The organism is Streptomyces barringtoniae (assembly GCF_020819595.1).
Classification (GTDB): domain Bacteria; phylum Actinomycetota; class Actinomycetes; order Streptomycetales; family Streptomycetaceae; genus Streptomyces; species Streptomyces barringtoniae.
In genome coordinates this window covers 89360-111255 of sequence record NZ_JAJHNP010000021.1, presented here as the reverse complement: position 1 = coordinate 111255, position 21896 = coordinate 89360, and the positions used below count along the sequence as shown (strand labels likewise).

Here is a 21896-nt window from a genome sequence, read left to right as displayed (position 1 = left end):
ATCACACACCTGCGTGAGGGACACTTAATCACCAGAACTATGTGCTGATCATGGAGGAGCCACCGGTGGAGTTCGACGTCACGATCGAGATCCCGAAGGGTTCGCGCAACAAGTACGAGGTGGACCACGAGACCGGTCGGATCCGCCTGGACCGTCGTCTCTTCACCTCGACCGCCTACCCGACCGACTACGGCTTCGTCGAGAACACCCTCGGCGAGGACGGCGACCCGCTGGACGCGCTGGTCATCCTGGACGAGCCGACCTTCCCGGGCTGCCTGATCCGCTGCCGCGCGATCGGTATGTTCCGCATGACGGACGAGGCGGGCGGCGACGACAAGCTGCTGTGCGTTCCGGCCACCGACCCGCGCGTGGAGCACCTGCGCGACATCCACCACGTGTCGGAGTTCGACCGCCTGGAGATCCAGCACTTCTTCGAGGTGTACAAGGACCTGGAGCCCGGCAAGTCCGTCGAGGGCGCCAACTGGGTGGGCCGCACGGACGCCGAGACGGAGATCGAGCGGTCGTACAAGCGCTTCAAGGAGCAGGGCGGCCACTGAGCCCCGTGCCTCTCGCCGACGGGCCGTACGCGCAGGCGTGCGGCCTGTCGGCATTCACGCACGCGTACGGACCATCGGGGTACCTGTGCGCATACTGAGCCGTACGGAAGGTGTCGTTCAGGGAGCGGTGCGAGGTGTCGGAGGCGGAGGACCGCAAGCCCCGGTCGGACGAGGCGCGGTACGACCCGGAGATCACGTCCGAGTTCGCCATCCCGGAGGGCATCGAGGTCTCCGAGGGCGGTGGTGAGCCGGAGACCACCTCGGAGTTCGTCCTGCCGAAGGGCCTGGAGACGCCGCAGTCGCCCGGTGCCGAGCCGGAGGGGTCGGCGTTCAGCACGCCGAGCGTCTACAGCGCCAACGAAGCCCCGACGGCGTTCACCCCGGCCACCGGCGTTCCGCTGGTCAGCCTGGTCAAGGACGCCCCCTGGCAGGACCGGATGCGCACGATGCTGCGCATGCCGGTGGCCGAGCGGCCGGCGCCCGAGCCGGTGCAGCGGGTGGAGGAGGAGGGTCCGGCCGTCCCGCGCGTGCTGGACCTGACCCTGCGTATCGGCGAGCTGCTGCTGGCGGGCGGTGAGGGCGCGGAGGACGTGGAGGCCGCGATGTTCGCGGTGTGCCGCTCCTACGGCCTGGACCGCTGCGAGCCGAACGTCACGTTCACGCTGCTGTCGATCTCGCACCAGCCGTCGCTGGTGGATGACCCGGTGACGGCCTCGCGGACGGTACGGCGGCGGGGCACCGACTACACCCGGCTCGCGGCCGTGTTCCGGCTGGTGGACGACCTGACCGACCCGGAGACCCATGTCTCGCTGGAGGAGGCCTACCGGCGGCTGGCGGAGATCCGCCGCAACCGGCACCCCTACCCCGGCTGGGCGCTGACCCTGGCCAGCGGGCTGCTGGCGGGTGCGGCGTCCGTCCTGGTCGGCGGCGACCTCATCGTGTTCTTCGCGGCGGCCGTCGGCGCGATGCTCGGCGACCGGCTGGCGTGGCTGTGCGCGGGGCGCGGGCTGCCGGAGTTCTACCAGTTCACCGTGGCCGCGATGCCGCCCGCGATGATCGGGGTGGCGTTCGCGCTGGCGCACGTCGATGTGAAGGCGTCCGCCGTCGTCACCGGTGGACTGTTCGCGCTGCTGCCCGGGCGGGCGCTGGTGGCGGGCGTGCAGGACGGGCTGACGGGCTTCTACATCACCGCGGCGGCCCGGCTGCTGGAGGTCCTGTACTTCTTCGTGGGCATCGTCGCCGGTGTGCTGGTCGTCCTGTACTTCGGGGTGAAGGTCGGCGGAAAGCTCAACCCGGACGCGGCGCTCGTCATCAACGAACGGCCGCTGATCCAGATCGCAGCCTCCATGCTGCTGTCGCTGACCTTCGCGGTGCTGCTCCAGCAGGAGCGGTCGACGGTGCTGTGGGTGGCCCTCAACGGGGGCGTGGCGTGGACGGTGTACGGCGCGATGCACTACGTCGCCGACATCTCGCCGGTGGCCTCCACGGCCGTGGCGGCGGGGCTGGTGGGCCTCTTCGGGCAGCTGCTTTCGCGCTACCGGTTCGCGTCGGCGCTGCCCTACACGACGGCGGCGATCGGGCCGCTGCTGCCGGGCTCCGCCACGTATTTCGGGCTGCTGAACATGGCCCAGAACGAGGTGAACAAGGGGCTCGTGTCCCTGGCCAACGCGGCGTCGCTGGCCATGGCCATCGCCATCGGGGTCAATCTGGGGTCGGAGGTCTTCCGGCTGTTCCTGCGGGTGGGGTCGCCCGGGAAGCGGCGGGCTGCGAAGCGGACCAGGGGGTTCTGAGCGGCCGCTGCTACTGCGGGCGGTAGTCGTACGGGTACTGGTGCTGGTGCTGGTCGTACTGCTGCTGCGGATACTGCTGCTGCGGATACTGCTGCTGCGGGTACTGCTGCTGGTCGTAGCCCTGGTTCCAGTACTGCTCCTGCTGGTTCCAGTCCTGCTGCTGGGGCTGCTGGTACGGCTGCTGCTCGTACTGGTTGCCGTAGGGCTGCTCGTACGGCTGGTCCGGCTCGATGCGGCGCAGCTGGGTCGTCGCGGTGTCCATGGCCGGCGGAGCCTGGCGGGTCGCCTCCGGTGCCGCCTGCGCGGCCTTCTTCCCCTTGCCGCGGGCCCGGAGGAACTCGATCGCGATCGGGACCACGGAGACGAGGACGATCAGGATGAGGATCGCCTCGATGTTGTTCTTGACGAAGCCGATGTTGCCGAGCCAGGAGCCGAGCAGGGTGACGCCCGCGCCCCACAGGGTGCCGCCGATGACGTTGAAGATCAGGAACGAGCGGTACCTCATGCCGCTGACGCCGGCGATGATCGGCGTGAACGTGCGCACGATCGGCACGAAGCGGGCCAGGACCAGGGACTTCGGGCCGTACTTCTCGAAGAACTCGTGCGCCTTGGTGACGTTCTCCTGCTTGAACAGGCGGGAGTCCGGGCGGTTGAACAGGGACGGGCCGACCTTCTTGCCGAACATGTAGCCCGCCTGGTCGCCGAGGATCGCGGCGAGGCAGATCAGGCCGATCGCGCCCCACAGCGGGAAGTCCAGCTGCTTCGAGGTGATCAGCAGGCCGCAGGTGAACAGCAGCGAGTCGCCCGGCAGGAAGAAGCCGATGAGCAGGCCGGACTCGGCGAAGACGACGAGCAGCAGGCCCCAGATGCCGTAGGTGTCGAGCAACTGGTTGGGATCGAGCCAGCTCGGGCCGAGGGCGAGTGTCATCACGGGTCCGGGCTCCTGAGGGGGTGAAGGCGGCTACGGCGGCTGGTCTTCGACGAAGTGCCGCACAAAGCTATCAACGTGGTGTGACCGCCCCAGGTTCCAACGGTGTCTCCGGGATGCACTGTGGGATGACTGGGAGAAAGCTGTGACTCATGGGACTCGATGACTACGGCGGCGGCCAGGGGCCCCAGCCGGACGTGCTGGTCGTGACGACGAACGACGTGCCCGGATACCGGGTGCAGCAGGTGATCGGGGAGGTCTTCGGACTCACCGTGCGCTCCCGGCACCTCGGCAGCCAGATCGGCGCCGGACTGAAGTCGATGATCGGCGGCGAGCTGAAGGGGCTCACCAAGACGCTCGTGCAGACCCGCAACCAGGCCATGGAGCGCCTGGTGGAGCAGGCACGCGCGCGTGGCGCCAATGCCGTGCTGGCGTTCCGGTTCGACGTGACCGAGGCCGCGGACGTGGGCACCGAGGTGTGCGCCTACGGCACGGCGGTGGTCCTGGCCCGGGAGTGAACCCCGCGCACTCCCGGGCCGGGGGCGGTCAGGAGCCCTGACGTTCGGCGTTGGCGAGGATCGCGTCGCGCAGGTGCTCGGCGACACCGGGCCCCATGGCGTCGTAGTACGCCTTGAAGCGCTCGTCGGAGACGTACATCTGCCCGAAGCACCGGTGCATCTCGTACGGGACCTCGAAGAACCACCTGTTCATGTGCTGCCGGTGTTCCTCCGCCATGTCCATGGCCGCCTCGCCGGACGGCTGCTCGCCCGCGGCCACCAGGGCGGCGTACCGCTCCTGCCAGTCGTCGACCTCGGCCTTGATCCGCTTCCAGTCCTCCTTGGTGTAGCGCGCGGCGCGCCGCTGGGACTCGGCCCAGGCCTCGGTGCTGCCCCAGCGCTGCTCCGCCTCCTCGGTGTACTCCTCGTTGAAGGGGTCCTTGTCCCCGAACACCTCGAACCGCTCCTCCGGGGTGAGGTTGATGCCCATCTTGCGTGCCTCCATGGCGTGCTCCACGGCCGCGGCCATCTTCTGGAGCTTCTCGATCCGGGCGGTCAGCAGTTCGTGCCGGCGGCGCAGGTGCGCGCGCGGGTCCGCGTCCGGGTCGTCGAGCAGGACCGCGACCTCCTCGAGCGGGAAGCCGAGCTCCCGGTAGAACAGGATCTGCTGGAGCCGGTCGAGATCGGCTTCGGTGTAGCGCCGGTGGCCGGCGTGGGTGCGCTCGCCGGGCACCAGCAGGCCGATCTCGTCGTAGTGGTGCAGGGTGCGCACCGTGACACCGGCGAACCCCGCGACCTGTCCCACGGAGTAGCTCACTTTTCCGCTCCTTCGGTCGGTACGCCGTCCACGCTGAGGCCTCACGTCACGTGAGGTGCAAGCCGGATCTCCTTCGGGATGTTGTGTGTGTTTTGTCCGTTTATGGTGAGCCCGTGGCCCAGGAGACCGCGCAGCAGGCGCCGACGACCGCTCACACGGCCCCGGCACGGGCTCTGCTGCCGCTCATCCTGCCCGCCGCGGCCGTGGGCATCGTGGCCAGCCTGGTCTACGTCGGCGTGAGTGTGGCGGCGGAGCAGCTCCAGCGCGTGCTGTGGGGGCCCCTTCCGGACGCGCTCGGGGTGGGCCGGTACTCGGTGCTGTGGATGTTCGTGATGCTCGTGGCGACCGGCATCGCCGTCGGGCTGGTGGTCTGGAAGGTCCCCGGCCACGCCGGTCCCGACCCGGCCACGCTGGGCCTGGACGCCCCGGTGCTGCCGCCCCTCGTGCTGCCGGGGCTGGGGCTGGCGACCGGCCTGATGCTGGCCGGCGGCCCGAGCCTCGGCCCGGAGAACCCGATCATCGCCGTGAACGTGGGTCTCGCGGCCTGGCTCGGCGGGCGCTTTCTGCCCCGGACGCCCGGCGCCCTGTGGCCGGCGCTGGCCGAGGCGGCGACGATCGGCGCGCTGTTCGGTACGCCGGTGGCGGCCGCGCTGGTCATCTCCGAGGCCATGGCCGGACGGCCGATGCGCGGCCGGCTGTGGGACAACGTGTTCGCCCCGCTGACCGCCGGCGCGTTCGGGGCGCTGACGACCACCCTGGTCTTCCATCCGACCTTCGAGCTGGGGCTGCCGCCCCTGGGGCACCCGCACTGGGAGGACCTCCTGGCGGCGCTCGTGATCGCCTCGGTGGCGGCGATGCTCGGCATGTGCGCCGTGTACGCCTTCCCGTACGTCCACAGGGCCTTCCGGCGGCTGCGGCATCCCATGCTGATGCTTCCGGCCGGCGGGGTCGTCCTGGGCCTGCTCGCGGCCTTGGGCGGGCATCTGACGCTCTTCAAGGGGCTGGCCGAGATCGCGGAGCTGGCGCACGACCCGGAGGGCTGGTCGGCCGGGCAGTTCGCCACGATGGCCGTCGTGAAGCTGGCCGCGCTGCTCGTCGCCGCGGCCTGCGGCTTCCGGGGCGGCCGTATCTTCCCGGCCGTGTTCGCCGGCACCGCCCTGGGCCTGTGCGCCCACGCGCTCGTTCCGGCCGTGCCCCCGGCGCTGGGCGTGGCGACGGGTGTCCTGGGCATCCTTCTGGCGATCACCCGGCAGGGCTGGGTGAGCCTGTTCACCGCTGCCGTCCTGGTCGCGTCGCCCAGCATCCTCGCCGTGCTGTGCATCGCCTCGCTGCCGGCCTGGCTGCTGGTCACCGGGCGACCGCAGATGCAACTCCGGGACGACAGCACCCCGATCCGCTGATCGCCGAAGCATTGACTGGAGGCACGTTCATGGCCCTGCACAAAGGCCCCGAGAAGCAGCACCAGCAGCGAGTGATGTCGGTCAACCCGTTCTACGGGGAGGCCAATCCGGTCGGCGGTATGGCCGAGGCCCCGCCGACACACCGGCTCCCGGACGCGCCGCTGGCCCCGTCCACGGCGTACCAACTGGTGCACGACGAGCTGATGCTGGACGGCAATTCCCGGCTGAACCTCGCCACGTTCGTCACCACCTGGATGGAGCCGCAGGCCGGGGTGCTGATGGCGGAGTGCCGGGACAAGAACATGATCGACAAGGACGAGTACCCGCGCACCGCCGAGCTGGAGCGGCGCTGTGTGGCGATGCTCGCCGACCTGTGGAACGCGCCGGATCCCGCTGCCGCGGTGGGCTGTTCGACGACCGGGTCTAGCGAGGCCTGCATGCTCGCCGGGATGGCGCTCAAGCGACGGTGGGCCAAGCGCAACGCCGACCGGTACCCCGGCGCCCGCCCCAACCTGGTGATGGGCATCAACGTCCAGGTGTGCTGGGAGAAGTTCTGCAACTTCTGGGAGGTGGAGGCCCGGCTCGTGCCCATGGAGGGCGACCGCTTCCACCTGGACCCGCAGGCCGCCGTCGAGCTGTGCGACGAGAACACCATCGGTGTCGTCGGCATTCTCGGCTCGACGTTCGACGGCTCCTACGAGCCGATCGTGGACCTGTGCGCCGCCCTGGACGCCCTCCAGGAGCGCACCGGGCTGGACGTCCCGGTGCACGTCGACGGCGCGTCCGGCGCCATGGTGGCGCCCTTCCTGGAGCCGGACCTGGAGTGGGACTTCCGCCTCCCGCGCGTGGCCTCCATCAACACCTCCGGGCACAAGTACGGGCTGGTGTACCCGGGCGTCGGCTGGGCGCTGTGGCGGGACACGGACGCGCTGCCCGAGGACCTGGTCTTCCGGGTCAACTACCTGGGCGGCGACATGCCCACCTTCGCGCTGAACTTCTCCCGGCCCGGCGCGCAGGTGGTCGCGCAGTACTACAGCTTCCTGCGCCTGGGCCGCGAGGGGTACCGCGCGGTGCAGCAGTCGACGCGGGACGTGGCGACCTCGCTGGCGGACGGGATCGCCGAGCTCGGCGACTTCCGGCTGCTCACGCGCGGCGACCAGCTGCCGGTCTTCGCGCTGACCACGGCCGACGACGTCACGTCGTACGACGTCTTCGACGTCTCCCGGCGACTGCGCGAGGGCGGCTGGCTGGTGCCCGCGTACACCTTCCCGGCGAACCGGGAGGACCTGTCCGTGCTGCGGGTGGTGTGCCGCAACGGCTTCTCCCGCGACCTGGCCGACCTGTTCCTGGACGACCTGACCCGGCTGCTGCCCGAACTGCGCCGGCAGCCGCATCCGCTGACCCGGGACAAGGAGGCGGCCACCGGTTTCCACCACTGACGTAAGCGGTGCGCCCTACCGGCCCAGGCGCGCGAACCTCCGTACCGCCAGCGGGAAGAAGACCGCCAGCAGGGCGAGGGGCCAGAGCACGGCCGGCCAGATGTGGCCCGGTTCGCCGCCGGGGCTGCCCAGGAGGTCGCGTACGGCCGTCGCCGTCTGGGACAGGGGGCTCCACTGCACCACCGTGCCCAGCCACTGCGGCATGGATTCGCGGGCGGCGATGGCGTTGGACAGGAAGCCGACCGGCCAGACGAGGATCTGTACGGCCTGGACCATCTCCGGGCGTCCGGCGACCAGGGCGAGGTGAATGCCGGTCCAGAGCATGGCGAAGCGGAACAGCAGGAGCAGGCCGGCAGCGGCCAGGAAGGCCCCGGGACCGCCGTGGGCCCGCCAGCCGAGCGCGTACGCCACCGCTGCCGTGAGCGCCAGGGCGGCCGCCGACTGGAGCATGTCGGCGGCCGAACGGCCCACCAGGACGGCCCCGTCCGCCATGGGCAGCGAGCGGAACCGGTCGATGACGCCCTTGGTGAGGTCCTGGGTGACCGCGAGCATGGTGCCCTCCAGGCCGAAGGCCATGGTGAGCGCGAGCATGCCGGGCACCAGGTAGTCGACGTAGTGACCGTGCACGCCCCGGCCGCCGCCGATCAGGTAGCCGAACATCAGCAGGAGCATCACCGGGAAGACCAGCGCGACCAGCAACTGCCCGGGCTGCCGGGCCCAGTGGGCGAGTTCGCGCCGGGTCATGGTCCAGCAGTCCGTGAGTGCGCAGGTGGTCATGCGGCCACCCCCGCCGTACGGCCGTCCGGTCCCGTGAGGTGCAGGAAGACCTCGTCCAGGGTGGGACGGCGCAGGGCGATGTCCTCGGCTTCGATCCCGGCCTGCTCCAGGGCTCGTACGGCCGCCGGGAGCGCGGCCGTACGGTCGGTGACCGGAATGCTGAGCAGCCGGCGGTCGGCGTCCACCGATGTCCCGGGAAGGGGCAGCAGGGCGACGGCGGCGCCGAGCAGCCCGGCGTCGCGCAGGACGATGTCGATGCGGTCGCCGCCGGTGAGGGTCTTCAGCTCGTCGGGGGTGCCGCCGGCGACGACCCGCCCGTGGTCCACGAAGGCGATGCGGTCGGCGAGCAGGTCGGCCTCCTCCAGGTACTGGGTGGTGAGCAGGACCGTCGTACCGGCGCCTGCCAGGGAGCGCACGGCGGACCAGACCTCGGCGCGGCCGCGCGGGTCGAGGCCGGTGGTGGGTTCGTCGAGGAACAGCACCTCGGGGTCGGTGATCAGGGACGCGGCGAGGTCGAGGCGGCGGCGCATACCGCCGCTGTAGCGGGCGACCGGCGTGCGGCCGGTGCCGGTGAGGTCGAAGCGTTCCAGGAGTTCGGCGGCGCGCACGCGCGCGTGGCGGGCGCCGAGGTGGTGCAGCCTGCCGAACATCTCCAGGTTCTGCCGGCCGTCCAACTGCTCGTCCAGGGCGGCGTACTGGCCCAGCAGACCGATGCGGCGGCGGACGGCACGGGGCTGGGTCGTCACGTCGTGTCCGGCGACCTCGATGCGGCCGCCGTCGGGCCTGAGCAGGGTGGACAGGATGCGGACCAGGGTGGTCTTGCCCGCGCCGTTCGGGCCGAGCACGGCATGTACGGTGCCGCGGCCGACGTGCAGGTGGAGCCCGTTCAGGGCGGGTCGGGTGCCGTAGGTCTTGTGTGCGTCCTCGACGGTGATCACCGCTTCGGTCATGCCACTCCCTCGCTAGTCAACTTTGACTACCAGCCTCAACGTAACGCCGCCAGAGCGATTGGTCAAACTTGATTAGCGGTCGTCCTCCGGGTGCCGCTCCCCCGTCGCGTACGGGTTCTCCTGCCCCTCGGTCAGCACGCCGACGAACGGCTCGCCTTCCCCGGCGAAGGTGTAGGCGCCGGCTTCCAGACGGTCGATGAGCCCCTGGGTCCAGGCCGCGTCGGCGTCGGCCGTGTGGATCCAGAGGTTCATGATCTCGCCGATGTGACCGAGCTGTCCGGGGCCGGCCTCGGGGATGTAGTGCTCGGTCACATCGGACCGCCACTGCTCGATCCGCCGGATCCGCTCCCGGAGCAGTTCCAGCGCCTCGGCCCGGGACAACTCGACCAGGAAGCCGACGGCCGCCGACTGGATGTCCATCTTCTGGTCGTAGGCGACCAGGGACTCACGCAGCAGCCGGAAGAACGCGTCCTCGCCCCGGTCCGTGATCTCGTACTCCACCCGTGGCGGGCCGCCGGCCGTGGACGGCGCGATCTCGTGCGCGTGCAGCAGCCCCTGCTTGGCCATCTGCTTCAGCGCGTGGTAGATCGAGCCGGGCTTGGCGTTGGACCACTCGTGCGCGCCCCAGTACTCCAGGTCGCCCCGCACCTGGTAGCCGTGGGCCCGCCCGTGCTGGCGGACCGCACCCAGCACGAGAAGACGGATCGCTGACATGCGGTCCAGGTTATTGCCGTACGGCCGCCCGCCCCGCGGTCACCCCCAGGAGCCGCCCTGCTCCTCGGCCACCAGCTCGAAGGCCGTTCTGCCGTCGAGGGACTCGCGGATGATGTCGGCGTGGCCGGCGTGCCGGGCCGTCTCGCGGATCAGGTGCAGACACAGCCAGCGCAGCGAGACCCGTCCCTCCGGCGGGAACCAGGGGTCCGGCGGCAGCGGGAAGGTGTCGTCCAGGCTCGGCACGGAACGGATGAACTTCTCCGTCTCCGCGGCGACCTGCTCCCAGTACGCCAGTTGCGAGGCGACCGTCTCCTCGCCGACCAGCCGGAAGCTCTCGTGCCAGTTCGACTCGTCGCGCGTGACGGCCGCGGGCTCCTGCTTGGCCCGTGCGATCCAGATCTGCTCGACCTCGGCGACATGCTTGAGCAGGCCGCCGAGCGACAGCTCGCTGGCGCTGGGACGGGAGCGGGCCTGCTCCTCGGTCAGCCCGAGCAGGGCCCGGCGGATCCCGCCGCGCTGCTCCTCGATGAACGCGAGCAGCGCCCCGCGCTCGTCGCCCTGTGCCTCCGCCGGTACGTGCCTGACCATGGCCGGCCGCCTTTCCTCACCGTCGCCGGGGCCGTCCGCCCCCTGACACCGACGACGCTACGGGCCATTGCGGTCAGCTGCTGTCCGCAATGGCCCGCCGGTCATAAAAAGGCGGGCCGGAAAAGGGCCGGCCAGAACAAGCGGCTAGAACGGGAAGCCGCTACGGCCGTGCTGCACCGAGATCCACTTGACGGTCGTGAACGCCTCCATCGTCGTCTCGCCGTTGAGGCGGCCGATGCCGGAGTGCTTCTCGCCGCCGAACGGCACGATCGGCTCGTCGTGGACCGTGCCGTCGTTCACATGGAACATGCCGGTGTCGATCTGCTTGGCGAAGGCGACACCCCGCTCGATGTCACCCGTGTGGACGGCGCCGCTGAGGCCGTACGGGGTGTCGTTGACGATGCGCAGCGCCTCCTCCTCGCCGTCGAACGGGACGAGGAAGACGACCGGGCCGAACACCTCCTGCTGGAGCAGCGCGGAGTCGGCGGGGACGCCTGTGAGCACGCTCGGCTCGACCAGGTTGCCGGAGGTGGTTCCGTGGACGAGGGCGGTGGCGCCCTCGGCGATCGCCTGCTCGACGGCGCCGGAGATCGCGTTCGCCTGCTGGGAGTTGATCACCGGGCCGATGACGGTCTGCGGGTCGCGCGGGTCTCCGACCTTCAGCGACTTCACCTTGGCGACGAACTTCTCGGTGAACTGCTCGGCGACGGACGCGTCCACGAGGACCCGGTTGGCGGCCATGCAGACCTGGCCCTGGTGGACGAACCGGCTGAAGACCGCCGCGTCCACGGCGTAGTCGATGTCGGCGTCGTCCAGGACCACCAGCGCGCTGTTGCCGCCCAGTTCGAGCACCGAGCGCTTGAAGTTCGCGGCGCAGACCGTGGCCACGTGCCGGCCGACCTTGTCGGAGCCGGTGAAGGAGATGACCTTCGGGACCGGGTGCTCGATGAACGCGTCGCCTATCTCGGCGATGTCGGTGACGACGACGTTGAGCAGGCCGCCGGGCAGTCCGGCCTCCTCGAAGAGCTTCGCGACCAGGGTGCCGCCGGCGATCGGGGTGTTCTGGTGCGGCTTGAGGACGACGGCGTTGCCGAGCGCGAGCGCCGGGGCGACCGACTTGATCGACAGCAGGAAGGGGAAGTTGAAGGGGCTGACCACGCCCACGACGCCGACCGGCACCCGGTAGACGCGGTTCTCCTTGCCGTCGGCCGGGGAGGGCAGGATCTTGCCCTCGGGGCGCAGCGCCAGGTGGATCGACTCGCGCAGGAACTCCTTGGCGAGGTGCAGCTCGAAACCGGCCTTCACGCGCGTGCCGCCGAGTTCCGCGATGATCAGGTCGGCTATCTCCTGCTCACGGTCTTCTATGAGCCGAAGCACCCGCTCGAAGACCGCGCGGCGGGCGTAGGGGTTGGTCCCGGCCCACTTCTTCTGGGCACGTGCGGCGGCTCGGTAGGCCTGGTCGACCTCGTCCACCGTGGCCACCGTGATCGAGGCCAGCTTCTCGTCGTCGTAGGGGTTGAAGTCGATGACGTCCCAGGAACCGCTGCCCGGTCGCCATTCTCCGTCGATGTACTGCTGGGCCAGGTCGCTGAAGTAGGACGACATGTGATCCCTCAATCACTAGCGGAGCCAGATCCTGGTCACGGTCTGATCGCACGTCATCGTACTTGCGTTTCAAGCGAGTTGAGGGTGGTCCACAGGACAGCTGAATCTCAGGTCCGGCCGAACCTCAGGACAGCTGGAGAAGGCCCCGCAGCACGTCCCGGCTCTCGTCGGGGCCCGGGCTGTCCTGCTGCAGTTCCTTCAGCGCCTGCTCGTACTGGGCGACGTCCTCGCGCTTGTCGAGGTAGAGGGCGCTGGTCAGCTGCTCCATGTAGACGACGTCGGACAGATCGGCGTCGGGGAAGCTGAGGATGGTGAAGGCGCCGCTCTCGCCGGAGTGCCCGCCGAAGCCGAACGGCATGACCTGCAGCCGCACGTTGGGCCGTTCGGAGATCTCGATCAGGTGCTGGAGCTGACCACGCATCACGTCGCGGCTGCCGTACGGGCGGCGCAGGGCCGCTTCGTCGAGGACGATGTGGAACTCGGGGGCACGGTTGGCGAGCAGGTGCTTCTGCCGTTCCAGCCGCAGGGCGACCCGGCGTTCCACGTCGGCGGGGCTCGCGCCCTTCATGCCGCGCTGGACCACCGCGCGCGCGTAGTCCTCGGTCTGGAGCAGGCCGTGAACGAACTGCACCTCGTAGACGCGGATGAGGGACGCGGCGCCCTCCAGGCCCACATAGGTGGGGAACCAGGTGGGCAGGACGTCGGTGTAACTGTGCCACCATCCGGCCACGTTGGCCTCGCGCGCGAGGGAGAGCAGCGACTCGCGCTCCGCGTCGTCCGTGATGCCGTACAGCGTCAGCAGGTCTTCCACGTCTCTGGTCTTGAAGCTCACCCGGCCCAGCTCCATCCGGCTGATCTTCGACTCGGAGGCGCGGATGGAGTACCCCGCCGCCTCGCGCGTGATGCCGCGCGCTTCCCGCAGTCGCCTGAGTTGCGAGCCGAGCAGCATCCGCCGCACCACCGATCCGGGCTCTCCCGCGCTCACGTTCGCCAGCCTCCCCAACCGTCTCCAGGGCCCGCAGTCTGCCACTAAAACACTTCGAGCAGTACTCGTCCGGTTACGGAAACGGAAAGACGCGGGCCGTTTCCGCCTGCGTGTGACCGGGAAGAGGTCAGGACCTCTGGCGACAACCGCTGGAAGATGGCGGAAAAAATGGCCAAGAAGCGGTACGGGAAGGGCCATTTCGGTCACGTGCACGTGCATCTGCCCTTGCATCTGCTCTGCGCATCCGAAACCATGGTGCCGCGCCACCGCTGCATCGCAACGACCGCGAATTCCCGGGAGTGCCTCGCATGGGAACGAATGGATCGACCATGCTCAAGCCGTTACGGCAGGGCCTTCCGCCACTGGATCCCGCGGCCGTGTCCGATGCCTCCTCCTGCGCCCTGCCCGCCCGTTACGAGGCGGTGCGCGAGGCCAGGCGCTTCACCCGGGACACCCTCGACAAGTGGGACGCCGGCGACCGCTTCGACGACATATGTCTCGTCGTGTCCGAACTCGTCACCAACGCCCTGCGCCATGCTTGCCCACTCCCGGCGGGGCTCGAGCGGGGGGACCACCACCCGTCCGACCACGGGTGCGCCGAGCATCAGCCCGCGGTACGGCTGCACCTGATGCGCTGGACCGAGCGGCTGGTGTGCGCGGTGCGCGACCCGAGCCACGAGTCCCCGACGCCGCGCGACTCGGACGACTTCTCAGCCGAGTCCGGGCGCGGGCTGTTCCTGGTCGACTCCTTCGCCGACAGCTGGGGCTGGCACCCGCTCGCGGGCACGCTCGAGGGCAAGGTGGTCTGGGCGCTGTTCCGGCTCCAGTCGGCCGGCTGACGCAGTACGGCACCGACGGACGCGCGGTTTCTACGCGCGTCGCGCCGTGTCCTCGGCCCGGTCCGACATCGTTGCCACGTGCCCACCCGGGCCGCCGCCCGCCGCCCTTCGCGCCCTCAGCTCACTATCAGGTGGTCGAACTCGCCGTCCTTGACGCCGAGGAGCAGGGCCTCGATCTCCGCGCGTGTGTAGACGAGCGCGGGGCCGTCCGGGAAACGCGAGTTGCGTACGGCGACGTCGCCGCCGGGCAGCCGCGCGAACTCCACGCAGGAACCCTGTGAGTTGCTGTGCCGGCTCTTCTGCCAGGCCACTCCGTCCAACTGCGCGGCAGCCATGCCGTTGTACACGTCGTACCCCCCGTACACGCCGTCAACGTCGCGGTCCACAGGTCGCTCCCCGGTGGTGCACTGGCTGTGTGGCCATAGATGCTGTGGTCAACTGACCCGGATCATAACCCCGTTCACATGCAGATGCATGAGCAAATGCACGTGCACGGGGGGTGTTCCCACGATTACAGCTTTGACGTTCGCTTTACCCACCCGGGAGACCGCTGCGTCAGCGAAGCTGCTGCAGCGCCTGCCCCAGAGCAGGCAGGACATGCCCCCGCCAACCCCCGTCCATGATCTTGCGTGCCATCAGCTGAGCCGGATCGTCCGGATCGAAACCTTCGTGCACCAGGAAAAGACGCGTACCGCGCCCTTCCTGTTCCAGGGTCCAGGTGATGGTCCAGTCCGCGGGGTTGGCCGGATCGGCGTCGGCCCAGCGGACGGACAGCATCCGCTCGACGTCGTAGGCCAGCACCCGCACCTCCACGACCCCGGAGAAGCGGGCGCTGGGACGCGGGACGGAGGTCATCCGGTACCGGTGACCGACCTCCAGGCGGAAGCCCTCGGCGCCGGGCATCTGCCACCGGGCGAGCAGGCCGGGGTCGGTCAGGGCGCGCCAGACCTTGGCGGGCGGGTGCGGGAAGAACTGGTCGACGCGGATGGTGGTGAGGTCGTCCGCGTCCTGGTCATTGTCCTGGCCATTGCCGGGTTCGGTACTCATGACCGGTCATCGTCGGGCAGGCGGTCGAGCAGGTCGCCGAGGCCCTTCAGCCGGTCGCGCCAGAACCGCTCGTACGGGTGGAGCCAGTCCTGCACCTCGGCGAGGGGAGCCGCCTCGAGGCGGTAGATGCGCTGCCGTCCGGAGCGCTGTTCGGAGACGAGGCCGGCCTCCCGGAGCACCTTGAGGTGTTCCGAGAGGCTCGGGCGGCGCATGTCGAAGTGGTCGGCGAGGACCTGGACGGGCTGCGGTCCGCGCTCGCGCAGCAGCCGCAGCACCTCCCGGCGGGTGGCGTTGGCGAGCGCGGCGAAGACGCGGTCCTCGGCGGCGGTGCCCGTCCCGGCCCCAGTGCTCATGGTGCGCTCAGCAGCCTTCCTTCTCCGTCAGCAGCATCAGACCGTTGCCGTCGGGGTCCGTGAAGGAGGCCATGCGCCCCCACGGGTACTCCTCCGGGCCCCGCACCTCGGTGCCCGCCTCGGCGAGGCGGGCGCAGTCGGCGTCGACATCGGTCGTCACCAACATGATCCCCCGTGCCGAACCGGGATCGAAACCGCCCATGCCGGGCCCGGAGAGCGTGAAGACCGTCTGCGCACCCTTCGGCGCGACCTGGAGCCAGCGCCCGGGCGGCATCTGCAGATCGGCGGTGACCTCGAAGCCGAGGACGTCCCGGTAGAAGCGCAGGGCGCGGTCCTGGTCGGTGACGGGGAGGGTGACGAAGGAGGCGTGAGTGATGTTCATGGGTGCGACAATAGGTAGGTGATTCCCTACCAGTCAAGCGTAGGAAATCCCCTACCTATGTGTCATGGTCGGCTTCACAACGGATTCCTGTGCGGCGTCCGGAAATCCGGCCGGTCACTGCTGGTAGCTTGCTGCGGGCCGTCCGGCCGAGGACGGCCGGCCGCTACAGCTTGGGAGCTTTCCGGTGACTACTGCGACTGGTGCGACTGGTGCTGCGACTGCGATGACTGCCAGGGTGCGGACCGCAGTCGTGGCAGCCGGCCTGGCGGGCGCGCTCGCGGCGCTGACCGCGTGCAGCGGGGGCGGGGGCGGGGGTGACAAGACCGCCACCACGACGAAGCCGAGCGCGACCGCGTCGGCCTCCGCCTCGGCCTCCTCCTCGGCCGCCGGAGCGGTGGCCGGGGCCTCCGGCAAGCTCCAGGGCAGCTGGATCACCACGAGCGGCGGCAAGATCGTGGCCCTGGTGGTCACCGGCAAGAAGGCCGGGCTCTTCGTGACCGGACGGAAGGCCTGGTGCCAGGGCGCCGCGGGCGAGGAGTCCGGGATGCAGATGATCCACCTGACCTGCCCCGACGGCAACAAGGACCGGGCCACCGGCATGGTCGACTCGGTCGACGCCAAGGGCATGACGGTGAGCTGGTCGGGCAAGACCGGCAAGGAGACCTACACCAAGGCAGAGGGCGGCACGCTGCCCTCGGCCCTGCCGACCAAGTTGAAGCAGTGAGCTGACGCTGTGCGGCTGTGCGGCTGTGCGGCTGTGCGATGGAGCGGCGTGGTGGGGCAGGGCGGCGAAGCAGGGCGTTGACGCGGTGCGTTGACGCAGTGTGCCGACGCGGTGTGCCGACGCGGCGACAAGTGCGGGCCGGAGTGACAGGCGCGGGTCCTGGGTGACAGGTGCGGGAGGTGCGGGTCCGGCGGGAAGTGCCACCTGAAGCGGTGATTCCGCTGGGGGCGGGCGAACCGGACGCGAACGCAGGCGCCATGATGCAGGGGCACCGTCACGACCTCGATGGGACCTGCTCATGCGCGCCATTCCGCTCACCGTCACGGCCCTCACCGCCGCCCTGCTGCTCACCGCCTGCGACGGCGGCGGGAGCAAGAGCGCCGGCAAGAACGGCTCGGCCTGCGAGATCGGCGGGGTCTCCGTGCAGACCGGGTCCGCCAGCGTGGCGCCGAAGGCCGGGGACACGGGCGAGATTCCGGTCAGCATCACCAACCAGAGCAAGCCCTGCACCCTGGACCACTTTCCGGGCGTCGTCCTGAGCGCGGGCAGCACCGAGGCCAAGGTGCCGGCCCTCAAGGGTGCCAAGGCGCAGAAGCTGAAGCTCGCCAAGGGCGACTCGGCCTCCTTCACGATCGCCTACGTGCGCGGCAAGGCGGGCGACAAGGCCGCATTGGACGCCAAGACCGTGAAGATCACCCTGCCCGGCACCACCGCCTCCCGGAGCTTCCCCTGGTCGTACGGCCCCGTCGCCATCCAGACCGGCGGCACCGGCCCGAACGCCTCCGTGACCGCCTTCCAGCAGGTCGGCGACTGAGCGGGTCCGGCATGGGACGGGCCGGCGTCGGCCTTGGGCGGGCCGGCTCCGACTCGGCCGGGCGCGCCGATCCCGGCTTCCGGCGAGCCGGCTCGGCCCGGGCGAGCTCACTCCAGCCCGGGGCGGGCTCTGACCTGGGCCTGGTCCGCCGCTCGTGCGCCCTCCGTCCACCCGGCCGCGTCGCCCACCCCGCGGAGCCGGGTGGTGGTGGTCTCGGGGAACATGCGCTCCAGCCGGTCGGTGACGGCTGTCTCCCTGGTGGCGAGGACGGGCAGCAGGTCCTGGCCGACCTGGGTCTCGGCGGCGGCCGCGAGCCGGTCGCCGACCCGGTGGGCGTAGGCGGCCAGGAAGGACTGCCGGAAGGTCTTGGTCCGCTTGCGCCCGCCGGCTCTCTGTGCGGCCTCCGCCCTGGTCATCGCGTGCGTGGCCTGCACCAGCAGTGAGGTGTAGAGCAGTTCGACCGCCTGCAGGTCGGCCTCGAAGCCGACGACCGTGGAGAAGCCGAGCGGTTCGTTCCACACCGCGCGGCAGTTGTTCGCGCCGGCCACGGAGTCGAGCAGGACCGCCTTGGCCTGTTCGTACGGCGGCTCGACCCCGATCCGGCAGGCGCCGGGCGCGTCCGGCGCGGGCGCCTCGGCTGCGAGCAGCGCCTCGTCGACGCTGTGCCGCGCCATCAGCTCCTGCGCCTTGGCGCTGAGCGCCTCCGCCTCCTCCGGATACCCGGTCGCCTCGGCCTTGGCGAGCAGCGCGCGGATCCGGGCCGGCATGCGGGAGGCGGCCGGGCCGGGGGCACGCCGGGACTCCTCCTCCAGGGGTTCCAGGGCGGGCAGGCGCAGCAGCACGCGGTACAGCTCCAGCGTGGTCGTGGCCTGCGAGAAGCGGTCGGCCTCGCGGGCCGGCCCCTCGGGCAGCGCCGCCAGTTGCGCGGCCCAGCGGCGCCCGCGCGGGCGGTCCCGCCCGGCCTGCGCACGGATCAGCGCGGCGGCCAGGCCCACGTGCACGTCCTCCAGCTCACGCCGCACCAGCCGTACGACATCGGCGGGCTGCCAGCCGCGCCGCCAGGCCGTCGCCACGAACTCTTCGCCCCGGCGGGCGAGTTCGGCATCCGCGGCGGTGTCGGCGGCGAGCAGGGAGGCGCCGGTGTCGAGGCCGGCGTCGGTGTCGTCGTAGAGGGCGGCCTCGAAGGCCCTCTCGACCGTGCTGGCAGTGCTGGTCACACCGCCGATCGTGCCACGGCCCACCGACAGCGGGCCGAACTTTGTCCACAGGCTGTGGATGAGCAGGTGCCGGGGGGCATGGGTGGCAGTGGTCGAGACCAAGGTAGTTGCCACCGGACCTCACCAGCGCCGACCCGTGGACCAGTTGGCCGGCGGTTCATCTCAGTCCCTGGAATTCCGCCACGCGCGCGTGGGGGCGCGCGAAGCATGGCGGCATGGTGGACACGTCTCTCTATGCGGCGTTCCTGATCGCCGCTTTCGCGCTCTGCGTCACTCCCGGACCCGACATGATGTTCATCGTGGCGGTGGGCGGCCGGGGCGGCCCCCTGACGGGGATGGCGGCCGCCGTCGGCGTCGCCTGCGCCATGCTCGTGCACACGGTCGCCGCGGCGCTCGGCCTGTCGGCGCTGTTCCTGACCCTGCCGACGCTCTACGAGGCGCTGCACTGGGCGGGCGCGGCCTACCTGCTGTTCCTCGCGGTCAGGGCGTTCCGGGGCGCCGACGGCCCGGTCGAGGCGGGGACGGCACCGGGGAACGGACGCCGACGGGCGTTCTGGCGGGGCGCCGTCACCAACCTCCTCAATCCGAAGGTGATCCTCTTCAACGTCTCCTTCCTGCCGCAGTTCGTGAACCCCGCCCTGGGGCACGTGCGCGAGCAGTTCCTCGTCCTGGGCTGCACGATCACCCTGATGGGCGTGATCGTGGACGGCTCGGTCGGCGCGCTCTCCGGGAAGCTCGCCTCGCTGCTGCGGCGCAGCCGTCGGATCGCCCGGGGCCTGGACTACTTCAGCGGGACGGTGTTCGCCGGACTCGCCGTGCGCCTGCTGGCCGCGCCGAAGTGACGAGCCGCCACACCGTAAGACTGTCAACCACCAGTTGACGCCCGCCTGGGGGCAACCTACGGTTGACACATGGCGACCAACCCGAACATCACGGCATCCGTACGCCTCGACGACCTCATCGAGGCCATCAAGAAGGCCCACAACGAGCCCCTCGAACAGCTCCAGGACGCGGTGATCGCCGCCGACCACCTCGGTGACGTGGCGGACCATCTGATCGGTCACTTCGTCGACCAGGCCCGGCGCTCGGGCGCGTCCTGGACCGAGATCGGCCGGAGCATGGGCGTCACCCGGCAGGCGGCGCAGAAGCGGTTCGTGCCGAAGGAGTCCGCCGAACTCGACGCCGGCGACTTCAGCCGCTACACCCCACGCGCGCGGAACGTGGTCATCGCCGCGCACAACGAGGCGGTGGCCGCCCGCAACCCCGAGGGCCGCCCCGAGCACCTGGTCCTCGGACTGCTGGCCGAGCCCGAAGGCATCGCCGCGAAGGCGATCACCGCGCAGGGCATCCCGCTGGACGCCGTACGGCAGGCCGCGACCGCCGTGCTCCCGCCCGCCGCGGACGACGCTCCCGACCTCGTCCCCTACGGCCCCGACGCCAAGAAGGCCCTGGAACTCACCTTCCGCGAGGCCCTCCGGCTCGGCCACAACTACATCGGCACCGAGCACATCCTGCTGGCGCTCCTGGAGCAGGAGAACGGCCAGGGCGTCCTGAGCGACCTCGGCATCACCAAGGCCGCGACCGAGGAGCACCTCGCCAAGGTGCTGTCGCTGCTGCTGGAGCAGACGAAGGCGGCGGCCGCCGGGACGGACGACCCGAACGCCTCGCAGGACTGAAACCGCAGGTCGGAGCGATTGTCAGACCCGGCTGCCACACTCGCAGTCATGACCGACCGGTGGGCGCTCGCACCGGCCGAGGACGGAGGCGCGGACGTCGCCCCCCTCGGCCCGGACGGCCTGCCCACCGGGCCGGTGCGGCGGGAGAGCGATCTCGCCGGAGCGGTGCGGAGCCGCCCGGAGGTGACGCGCTGGGTGTGGCGGTCCACCCCCGAGGTCTACCCGCGTCTGCTCGCCACGGGGGTGCGAGTGGAGCGGTGCTACGACATCGAGGACGCCGAGACCCTCCTGCTGGGCCACGAGGGCCGGTACGGCGAGCCGCGCTCGGCCGCCGCCGCCCTGGCCCGCCTCCGCGGCGGCCCCGTACCGCCGGACCCGCCCCAGCGCTCCGCCGAACCGGGCGCCCAGTCCCCGCTGTTCGAGCCCACCGGCACCCGCCTGCCCCTGACCGACCTCCTCGCGGTCTACGCCGAGCAGCTGCGGCGGCACGAGCGGACCGCCCACCCCGACCGGATGCGGCTGCTCACCGCGGCCGAGTCGGCCGGCATGCTGGTGGCCGCCGAGATGAACCACTCGGGCCTGCCGTGGAGCGCGGAAGTCCACCGCCGCCTGCTGCACGACCTGCTGGGCGAGCGGTACGCGGGCGGCGGTGAGCCGCGCCGCCTCGCCGAGCTGGCCGACGAGGTCTCCGCCGCCTTCGGCCGCCGCGTCCGGCCCGACCTGCCCGCCGACGTGATCAAGGCCTTCGCCCAGGCCGGGACCAAGGTGAAGTCCACCCGCCGATGGGAGATCCAGTCCGTCGACCACCCGGCCGTCGGACCCCTGCTGGAGTACAAGAAGCTGTACCGCATCTGGGTGGCACACGGCTGGTCCTGGCTGCAGGACTGGGTGCGCGACGGCCGCTTCCGCCCCGAGTTCCTCGCCGGCGGCACGGTCACCGGACGCTGGGTGACCAACGGCGGAGGCGGGCTGCAGATCCCCAAGGTGATCCGCCGGGCCGTGGTCGCCGACCCCGGCTGGCGGCTGGTGGTGGCCGACGCCGACCAGATGGAGCCGCGCGTGCTCGCCGCCGTCTCCCGCGACCCCGGCCTGATGGAGGTCGCCGGCCGCGAGAGCGACCTCTACCAGTCCGTGTCCGACCGCGCCTTCTCCGGCGACCGCGACCAGGCCAAGATCGCCGTTCTGGGCGCGATCTACGGCCAGACCTCCGGCGACGGTCTGAAGAACCTGGCCGCGCTGCGCCGCCGCTTCCCGAAGGCCGTCGCCTACGTCGACGAGGCGGCCCGCGCGGGCGAGGAGGGCCGGCTCGTGCGCACCTGGCTGGGCCGGACCTGCCCGCCGGCCGCCGGTGCCGGCGATGACGCGGCGGGGGAGGCGGGCATCCCCATCGCCGACGACGACGCCGAGACGCAGGCCGACGGCCAGACCGCCTGGGTCCCCGGCTACGCCTCCAGCAACTCCCGGGCGCGGGGCCGCTTCGCGCGGAACTTCGTCGTCCAGGGCAGCGCCGCCGACTGGGCCCTGCTGATGCTCGCCGGGCTCCGCCGGGCCTGCGCGGACCTCAAGGCGGAGCTGGTGTTCTTCCAGCACGACGAGGTGATCGTGCACTGCCCCGCCGAGGAGGCCGACACGGTCGTCCAGGCCATCCGCGCCTCCGCCGACCTCGCCGGCCGGCTGACCTTCGGCGAGACACCGGTGCGGTTCCCGTTCACGACAGCGGTGGTGGAGTGCTATGCCGACGCCAAGTGAACGCCGCGCGGGCGCACTTCGGGCGCTCTTGGCGGGCCGCACGCGGGT

General features: G+C 70.9%; 24 protein-coding genes. 11 read left to right on the top strand and 13 right to left on the bottom strand.

Features of this window, described 5'->3' with window-relative positions:
- Positions 1-65: 65 nt before the first annotated feature.
- On the top strand, positions 66-557 hold the full coding sequence (locus tag LMU33_RS31665; RefSeq protein ID WP_030734045.1) for an inorganic diphosphatase: 492 nt from the start codon (positions 66-68) through the stop codon (positions 555-557).
- 134 nt (positions 558-691) lie between these two features.
- Positions 692-2347 carry a threonine/serine exporter family protein gene (locus tag LMU33_RS31660; protein ID WP_228624215.1) on the top strand — a complete coding sequence of 552 codons (1656 nt, stop codon included), beginning with the start codon at positions 692-694 and terminating at the stop codon, positions 2345-2347.
- Between the two features lie 10 nt (positions 2348-2357).
- Here the strand turns inward: LMU33_RS31660 and LMU33_RS31655 are convergent, their stop codons facing one another.
- On the bottom strand, positions 2358-3278 hold the full coding sequence (locus LMU33_RS31655) for a DedA family protein (RefSeq protein WP_228624214.1): 921 nt from the start codon (positions 3276-3278) through the stop codon (positions 2358-2360).
- A gap of 149 nt (positions 3279-3427) precedes the next feature.
- Between LMU33_RS31655 and LMU33_RS31650 the strand changes: the two genes are divergently transcribed.
- A complete protein-coding gene (locus tag LMU33_RS31650; protein ID WP_228624213.1) occupies positions 3428-3793 on the top strand; it encodes a YbjQ family protein in 366 nt (121 codons plus the stop codon).
- Positions 3794-3821: 28 nt separating this feature from the next.
- Here LMU33_RS31650 and LMU33_RS31645 read toward each other — a convergent pair whose 3' ends face one another.
- The gene (locus LMU33_RS31645; RefSeq protein WP_228624212.1) at positions 3822-4589 is read right to left on the bottom strand and encodes a MerR family transcriptional regulator; all 768 of its coding nucleotides are present in this window, start codon (positions 4587-4589) and stop codon (positions 3822-3824) included.
- Between the two features lie 113 nt (positions 4590-4702).
- Between LMU33_RS31645 and LMU33_RS31640 the strand changes: the two genes are divergently transcribed.
- Together LMU33_RS31640 and gad are read left to right on the top strand one after the other, a co-directional pair.
- A complete protein-coding gene (locus tag LMU33_RS31640; protein WP_228624211.1) occupies positions 4703-5989 on the top strand; it encodes an ion channel protein in 1287 nt (428 codons plus the stop codon).
- Positions 5990-6018: 29 nt separating this feature from the next.
- Entirely contained in the window at positions 6019-7428 is a 1410-nt protein-coding gene (gene gad, locus LMU33_RS31635; protein WP_228624210.1) for a glutamate decarboxylase, read from the top strand.
- A gap of 15 nt (positions 7429-7443) precedes the next feature.
- Here gad and LMU33_RS31630 read toward each other — a convergent pair whose 3' ends face one another.
- The 6 genes from LMU33_RS31630 to LMU33_RS31605 form a co-directional block, all read right to left on the bottom strand.
- The gene (locus LMU33_RS31630) at positions 7444-8205 is read right to left on the bottom strand and encodes an ABC transporter permease (RefSeq protein WP_228624209.1); all 762 of its coding nucleotides are present in this window, start codon (positions 8203-8205) and stop codon (positions 7444-7446) included.
- A complete protein-coding gene (locus LMU33_RS31625; protein ID WP_228624208.1) occupies positions 8202-9155 on the bottom strand; it encodes an ATP-binding cassette domain-containing protein in 954 nt (317 codons plus the stop codon). The genes LMU33_RS31630 and LMU33_RS31625 overlap by 4 nt, the downstream gene beginning before the upstream one ends.
- Positions 9156-9227: 72 nt before the next feature.
- Entirely contained in the window at positions 9228-9869 is a 642-nt protein-coding gene (locus LMU33_RS31620; protein ID WP_228624207.1) for a PadR family transcriptional regulator, read from the bottom strand.
- 39 nt (positions 9870-9908) lie between these two features.
- Complete coding sequence (locus LMU33_RS31615) at positions 9909-10457, bottom strand: DinB family protein (RefSeq protein ID WP_228624206.1); 549 nt, start codon at positions 10455-10457, stop codon at positions 9909-9911.
- 144 nt (positions 10458-10601) lie between these two features.
- A complete protein-coding gene (locus tag LMU33_RS31610) occupies positions 10602-12062 on the bottom strand; it encodes an aldehyde dehydrogenase family protein (RefSeq protein ID WP_228624205.1) in 1461 nt (486 codons plus the stop codon).
- 124 nt (positions 12063-12186) lie between these two features.
- Positions 12187-13023, bottom strand: a complete 837-nt coding sequence (locus LMU33_RS31605; RefSeq protein ID WP_504967713.1) for a Sco1979 family transcriptional regulator — start codon at positions 13021-13023, stop codon at positions 12187-12189.
- A 332-nt stretch (positions 13024-13355) separates the two neighbouring features.
- Between LMU33_RS31605 and LMU33_RS31600 the strand changes: the two genes are divergently transcribed.
- Complete coding sequence (locus LMU33_RS31600) at positions 13356-13886, top strand: ATP-binding protein (RefSeq protein ID WP_228624204.1); 531 nt, start codon at positions 13356-13358, stop codon at positions 13884-13886.
- A 116-nt stretch (positions 13887-14002) separates the two neighbouring features.
- Here the strand turns inward: LMU33_RS31600 and LMU33_RS31595 are convergent, their stop codons facing one another.
- The 4 genes from LMU33_RS31595 to LMU33_RS31580 form a co-directional block, all read right to left on the bottom strand.
- Complete coding sequence (locus LMU33_RS31595; RefSeq protein ID WP_228624203.1) at positions 14003-14272, bottom strand: DUF397 domain-containing protein; 270 nt, start codon at positions 14270-14272, stop codon at positions 14003-14005.
- A 169-nt stretch (positions 14273-14441) separates the two neighbouring features.
- Positions 14442-14933 carry an SRPBCC family protein gene (locus tag LMU33_RS31590; protein ID WP_228624202.1) on the bottom strand — a complete coding sequence of 164 codons (492 nt, stop codon included), beginning with the start codon at positions 14931-14933 and terminating at the stop codon, positions 14442-14444.
- The gene (locus LMU33_RS31585) at positions 14930-15286 is read right to left on the bottom strand and encodes an ArsR/SmtB family transcription factor (RefSeq protein WP_228624201.1); all 357 of its coding nucleotides are present in this window, start codon (positions 15284-15286) and stop codon (positions 14930-14932) included. Before LMU33_RS31585 ends, LMU33_RS31590 begins: the two co-directional genes overlap by 4 nt.
- A 7-nt stretch (positions 15287-15293) precedes the next feature.
- Positions 15294-15668, bottom strand: a complete 375-nt coding sequence (locus LMU33_RS31580) for a VOC family protein (RefSeq protein ID WP_228624200.1) — start codon at positions 15666-15668, stop codon at positions 15294-15296.
- A gap of 223 nt (positions 15669-15891) precedes the next feature.
- Here LMU33_RS31580 and LMU33_RS31575 point away from each other — a divergent pair, with 223 nt between their 5' ends.
- Positions 15892-16392 (top strand): hypothetical protein, encoded by a 501-nt coding sequence (locus LMU33_RS31575; protein ID WP_228624199.1) that lies wholly within the window; start codon positions 15892-15894, stop codon positions 16390-16392.
- A 298-nt stretch (positions 16393-16690) separates the two neighbouring features.
- The gene (locus LMU33_RS31570; protein WP_228624198.1) at positions 16691-17206 is read left to right on the top strand and encodes a DUF4232 domain-containing protein; all 516 of its coding nucleotides are present in this window, start codon (positions 16691-16693) and stop codon (positions 17204-17206) included.
- Between the two features lie 107 nt (positions 17207-17313).
- Here LMU33_RS31570 and LMU33_RS31565 read toward each other — a convergent pair whose 3' ends face one another.
- A complete protein-coding gene (locus LMU33_RS31565) occupies positions 17314-18423 on the bottom strand; it encodes a DUF2786 domain-containing protein (RefSeq protein ID WP_228624197.1) in 1110 nt (369 codons plus the stop codon).
- Between the two features lie 215 nt (positions 18424-18638).
- On the opposite strand from LMU33_RS31565, the gene LMU33_RS31560 reads away from it, so the two are divergent.
- The 3 genes from LMU33_RS31560 to LMU33_RS31550 all read left to right on the top strand — a co-directional run bounded on the left by LMU33_RS31560 (position 18639) and on the right by LMU33_RS31550 (position 21848).
- A complete protein-coding gene (locus LMU33_RS31560; RefSeq protein ID WP_228624196.1) occupies positions 18639-19265 on the top strand; it encodes a LysE family translocator in 627 nt (208 codons plus the stop codon).
- Between the two features lie 69 nt (positions 19266-19334).
- Positions 19335-20099, top strand: coding sequence for a Clp protease N-terminal domain-containing protein (locus tag LMU33_RS31555; protein ID WP_228624195.1), 765 nt, complete (start codon positions 19335-19337; stop codon positions 20097-20099).
- A gap of 48 nt (positions 20100-20147) precedes the next feature.
- Positions 20148-21848, top strand: a complete 1701-nt coding sequence (locus tag LMU33_RS31550; RefSeq protein ID WP_228624194.1) for a bifunctional 3'-5' exonuclease/DNA polymerase — start codon at positions 20148-20150, stop codon at positions 21846-21848.
- Positions 21849-21896: the final 48 nt, after the last annotated feature.

Coding starts and splice junctions, on each gene's coding strand:
- LMU33_RS31650 (WP_228624213.1), top strand. CDS start 3,428: ATGGGACTCGATGACTACGGCGGCGGCCAGGGGCCCCAGCCGGACGTG.
- gad (WP_228624210.1), top strand. CDS start 6,019: ATGGCCCTGCACAAAGGCCCCGAGAAGCAGCACCAGCAGCGAGTGATG.
- LMU33_RS31630 (WP_228624209.1), bottom strand. CDS start 8,205: ATGACCACCTGCGCACTCACGGACTGCTGGACCATGACCCGGCGCGAA.
- LMU33_RS31625 (WP_228624208.1), bottom strand. CDS start 9,155: ATGACCGAAGCGGTGATCACCGTCGAGGACGCACACAAGACCTACGGC.
- LMU33_RS31620 (WP_228624207.1), bottom strand. CDS start 9,869: ATGTCAGCGATCCGTCTTCTCGTGCTGGGTGCGGTCCGCCAGCACGGG.
- LMU33_RS31615 (WP_228624206.1), bottom strand. CDS start 10,457: ATGGTCAGGCACGTACCGGCGGAGGCACAGGGCGACGAGCGCGGGGCG.
- LMU33_RS31610 (WP_228624205.1), bottom strand. CDS start 12,062: ATGTCGTCCTACTTCAGCGACCTGGCCCAGCAGTACATCGACGGAGAA.
- LMU33_RS31600 (WP_228624204.1), top strand. CDS start 13,356: ATGGGAACGAATGGATCGACCATGCTCAAGCCGTTACGGCAGGGCCTT.
- LMU33_RS31590 (WP_228624202.1), bottom strand. CDS start 14,933: ATGAGTACCGAACCCGGCAATGGCCAGGACAATGACCAGGACGCGGAC.
- LMU33_RS31585 (WP_228624201.1), bottom strand. CDS start 15,286: ATGAGCACTGGGGCCGGGACGGGCACCGCCGCCGAGGACCGCGTCTTC.
- LMU33_RS31580 (WP_228624200.1), bottom strand. CDS start 15,668: ATGAACATCACTCACGCCTCCTTCGTCACCCTCCCCGTCACCGACCAG.
- LMU33_RS31575 (WP_228624199.1), top strand. CDS start 15,892: ATGACTGCCAGGGTGCGGACCGCAGTCGTGGCAGCCGGCCTGGCGGGC.
- LMU33_RS31570 (WP_228624198.1), top strand. CDS start 16,691: ATGCGCGCCATTCCGCTCACCGTCACGGCCCTCACCGCCGCCCTGCTG.
- LMU33_RS31560 (WP_228624196.1), top strand. CDS start 18,639: ATGGTGGACACGTCTCTCTATGCGGCGTTCCTGATCGCCGCTTTCGCG.
- LMU33_RS31555 (WP_228624195.1), top strand. CDS start 19,335: ATGGCGACCAACCCGAACATCACGGCATCCGTACGCCTCGACGACCTC.
- LMU33_RS31550 (WP_228624194.1), top strand. CDS start 20,148: ATGACCGACCGGTGGGCGCTCGCACCGGCCGAGGACGGAGGCGCGGAC.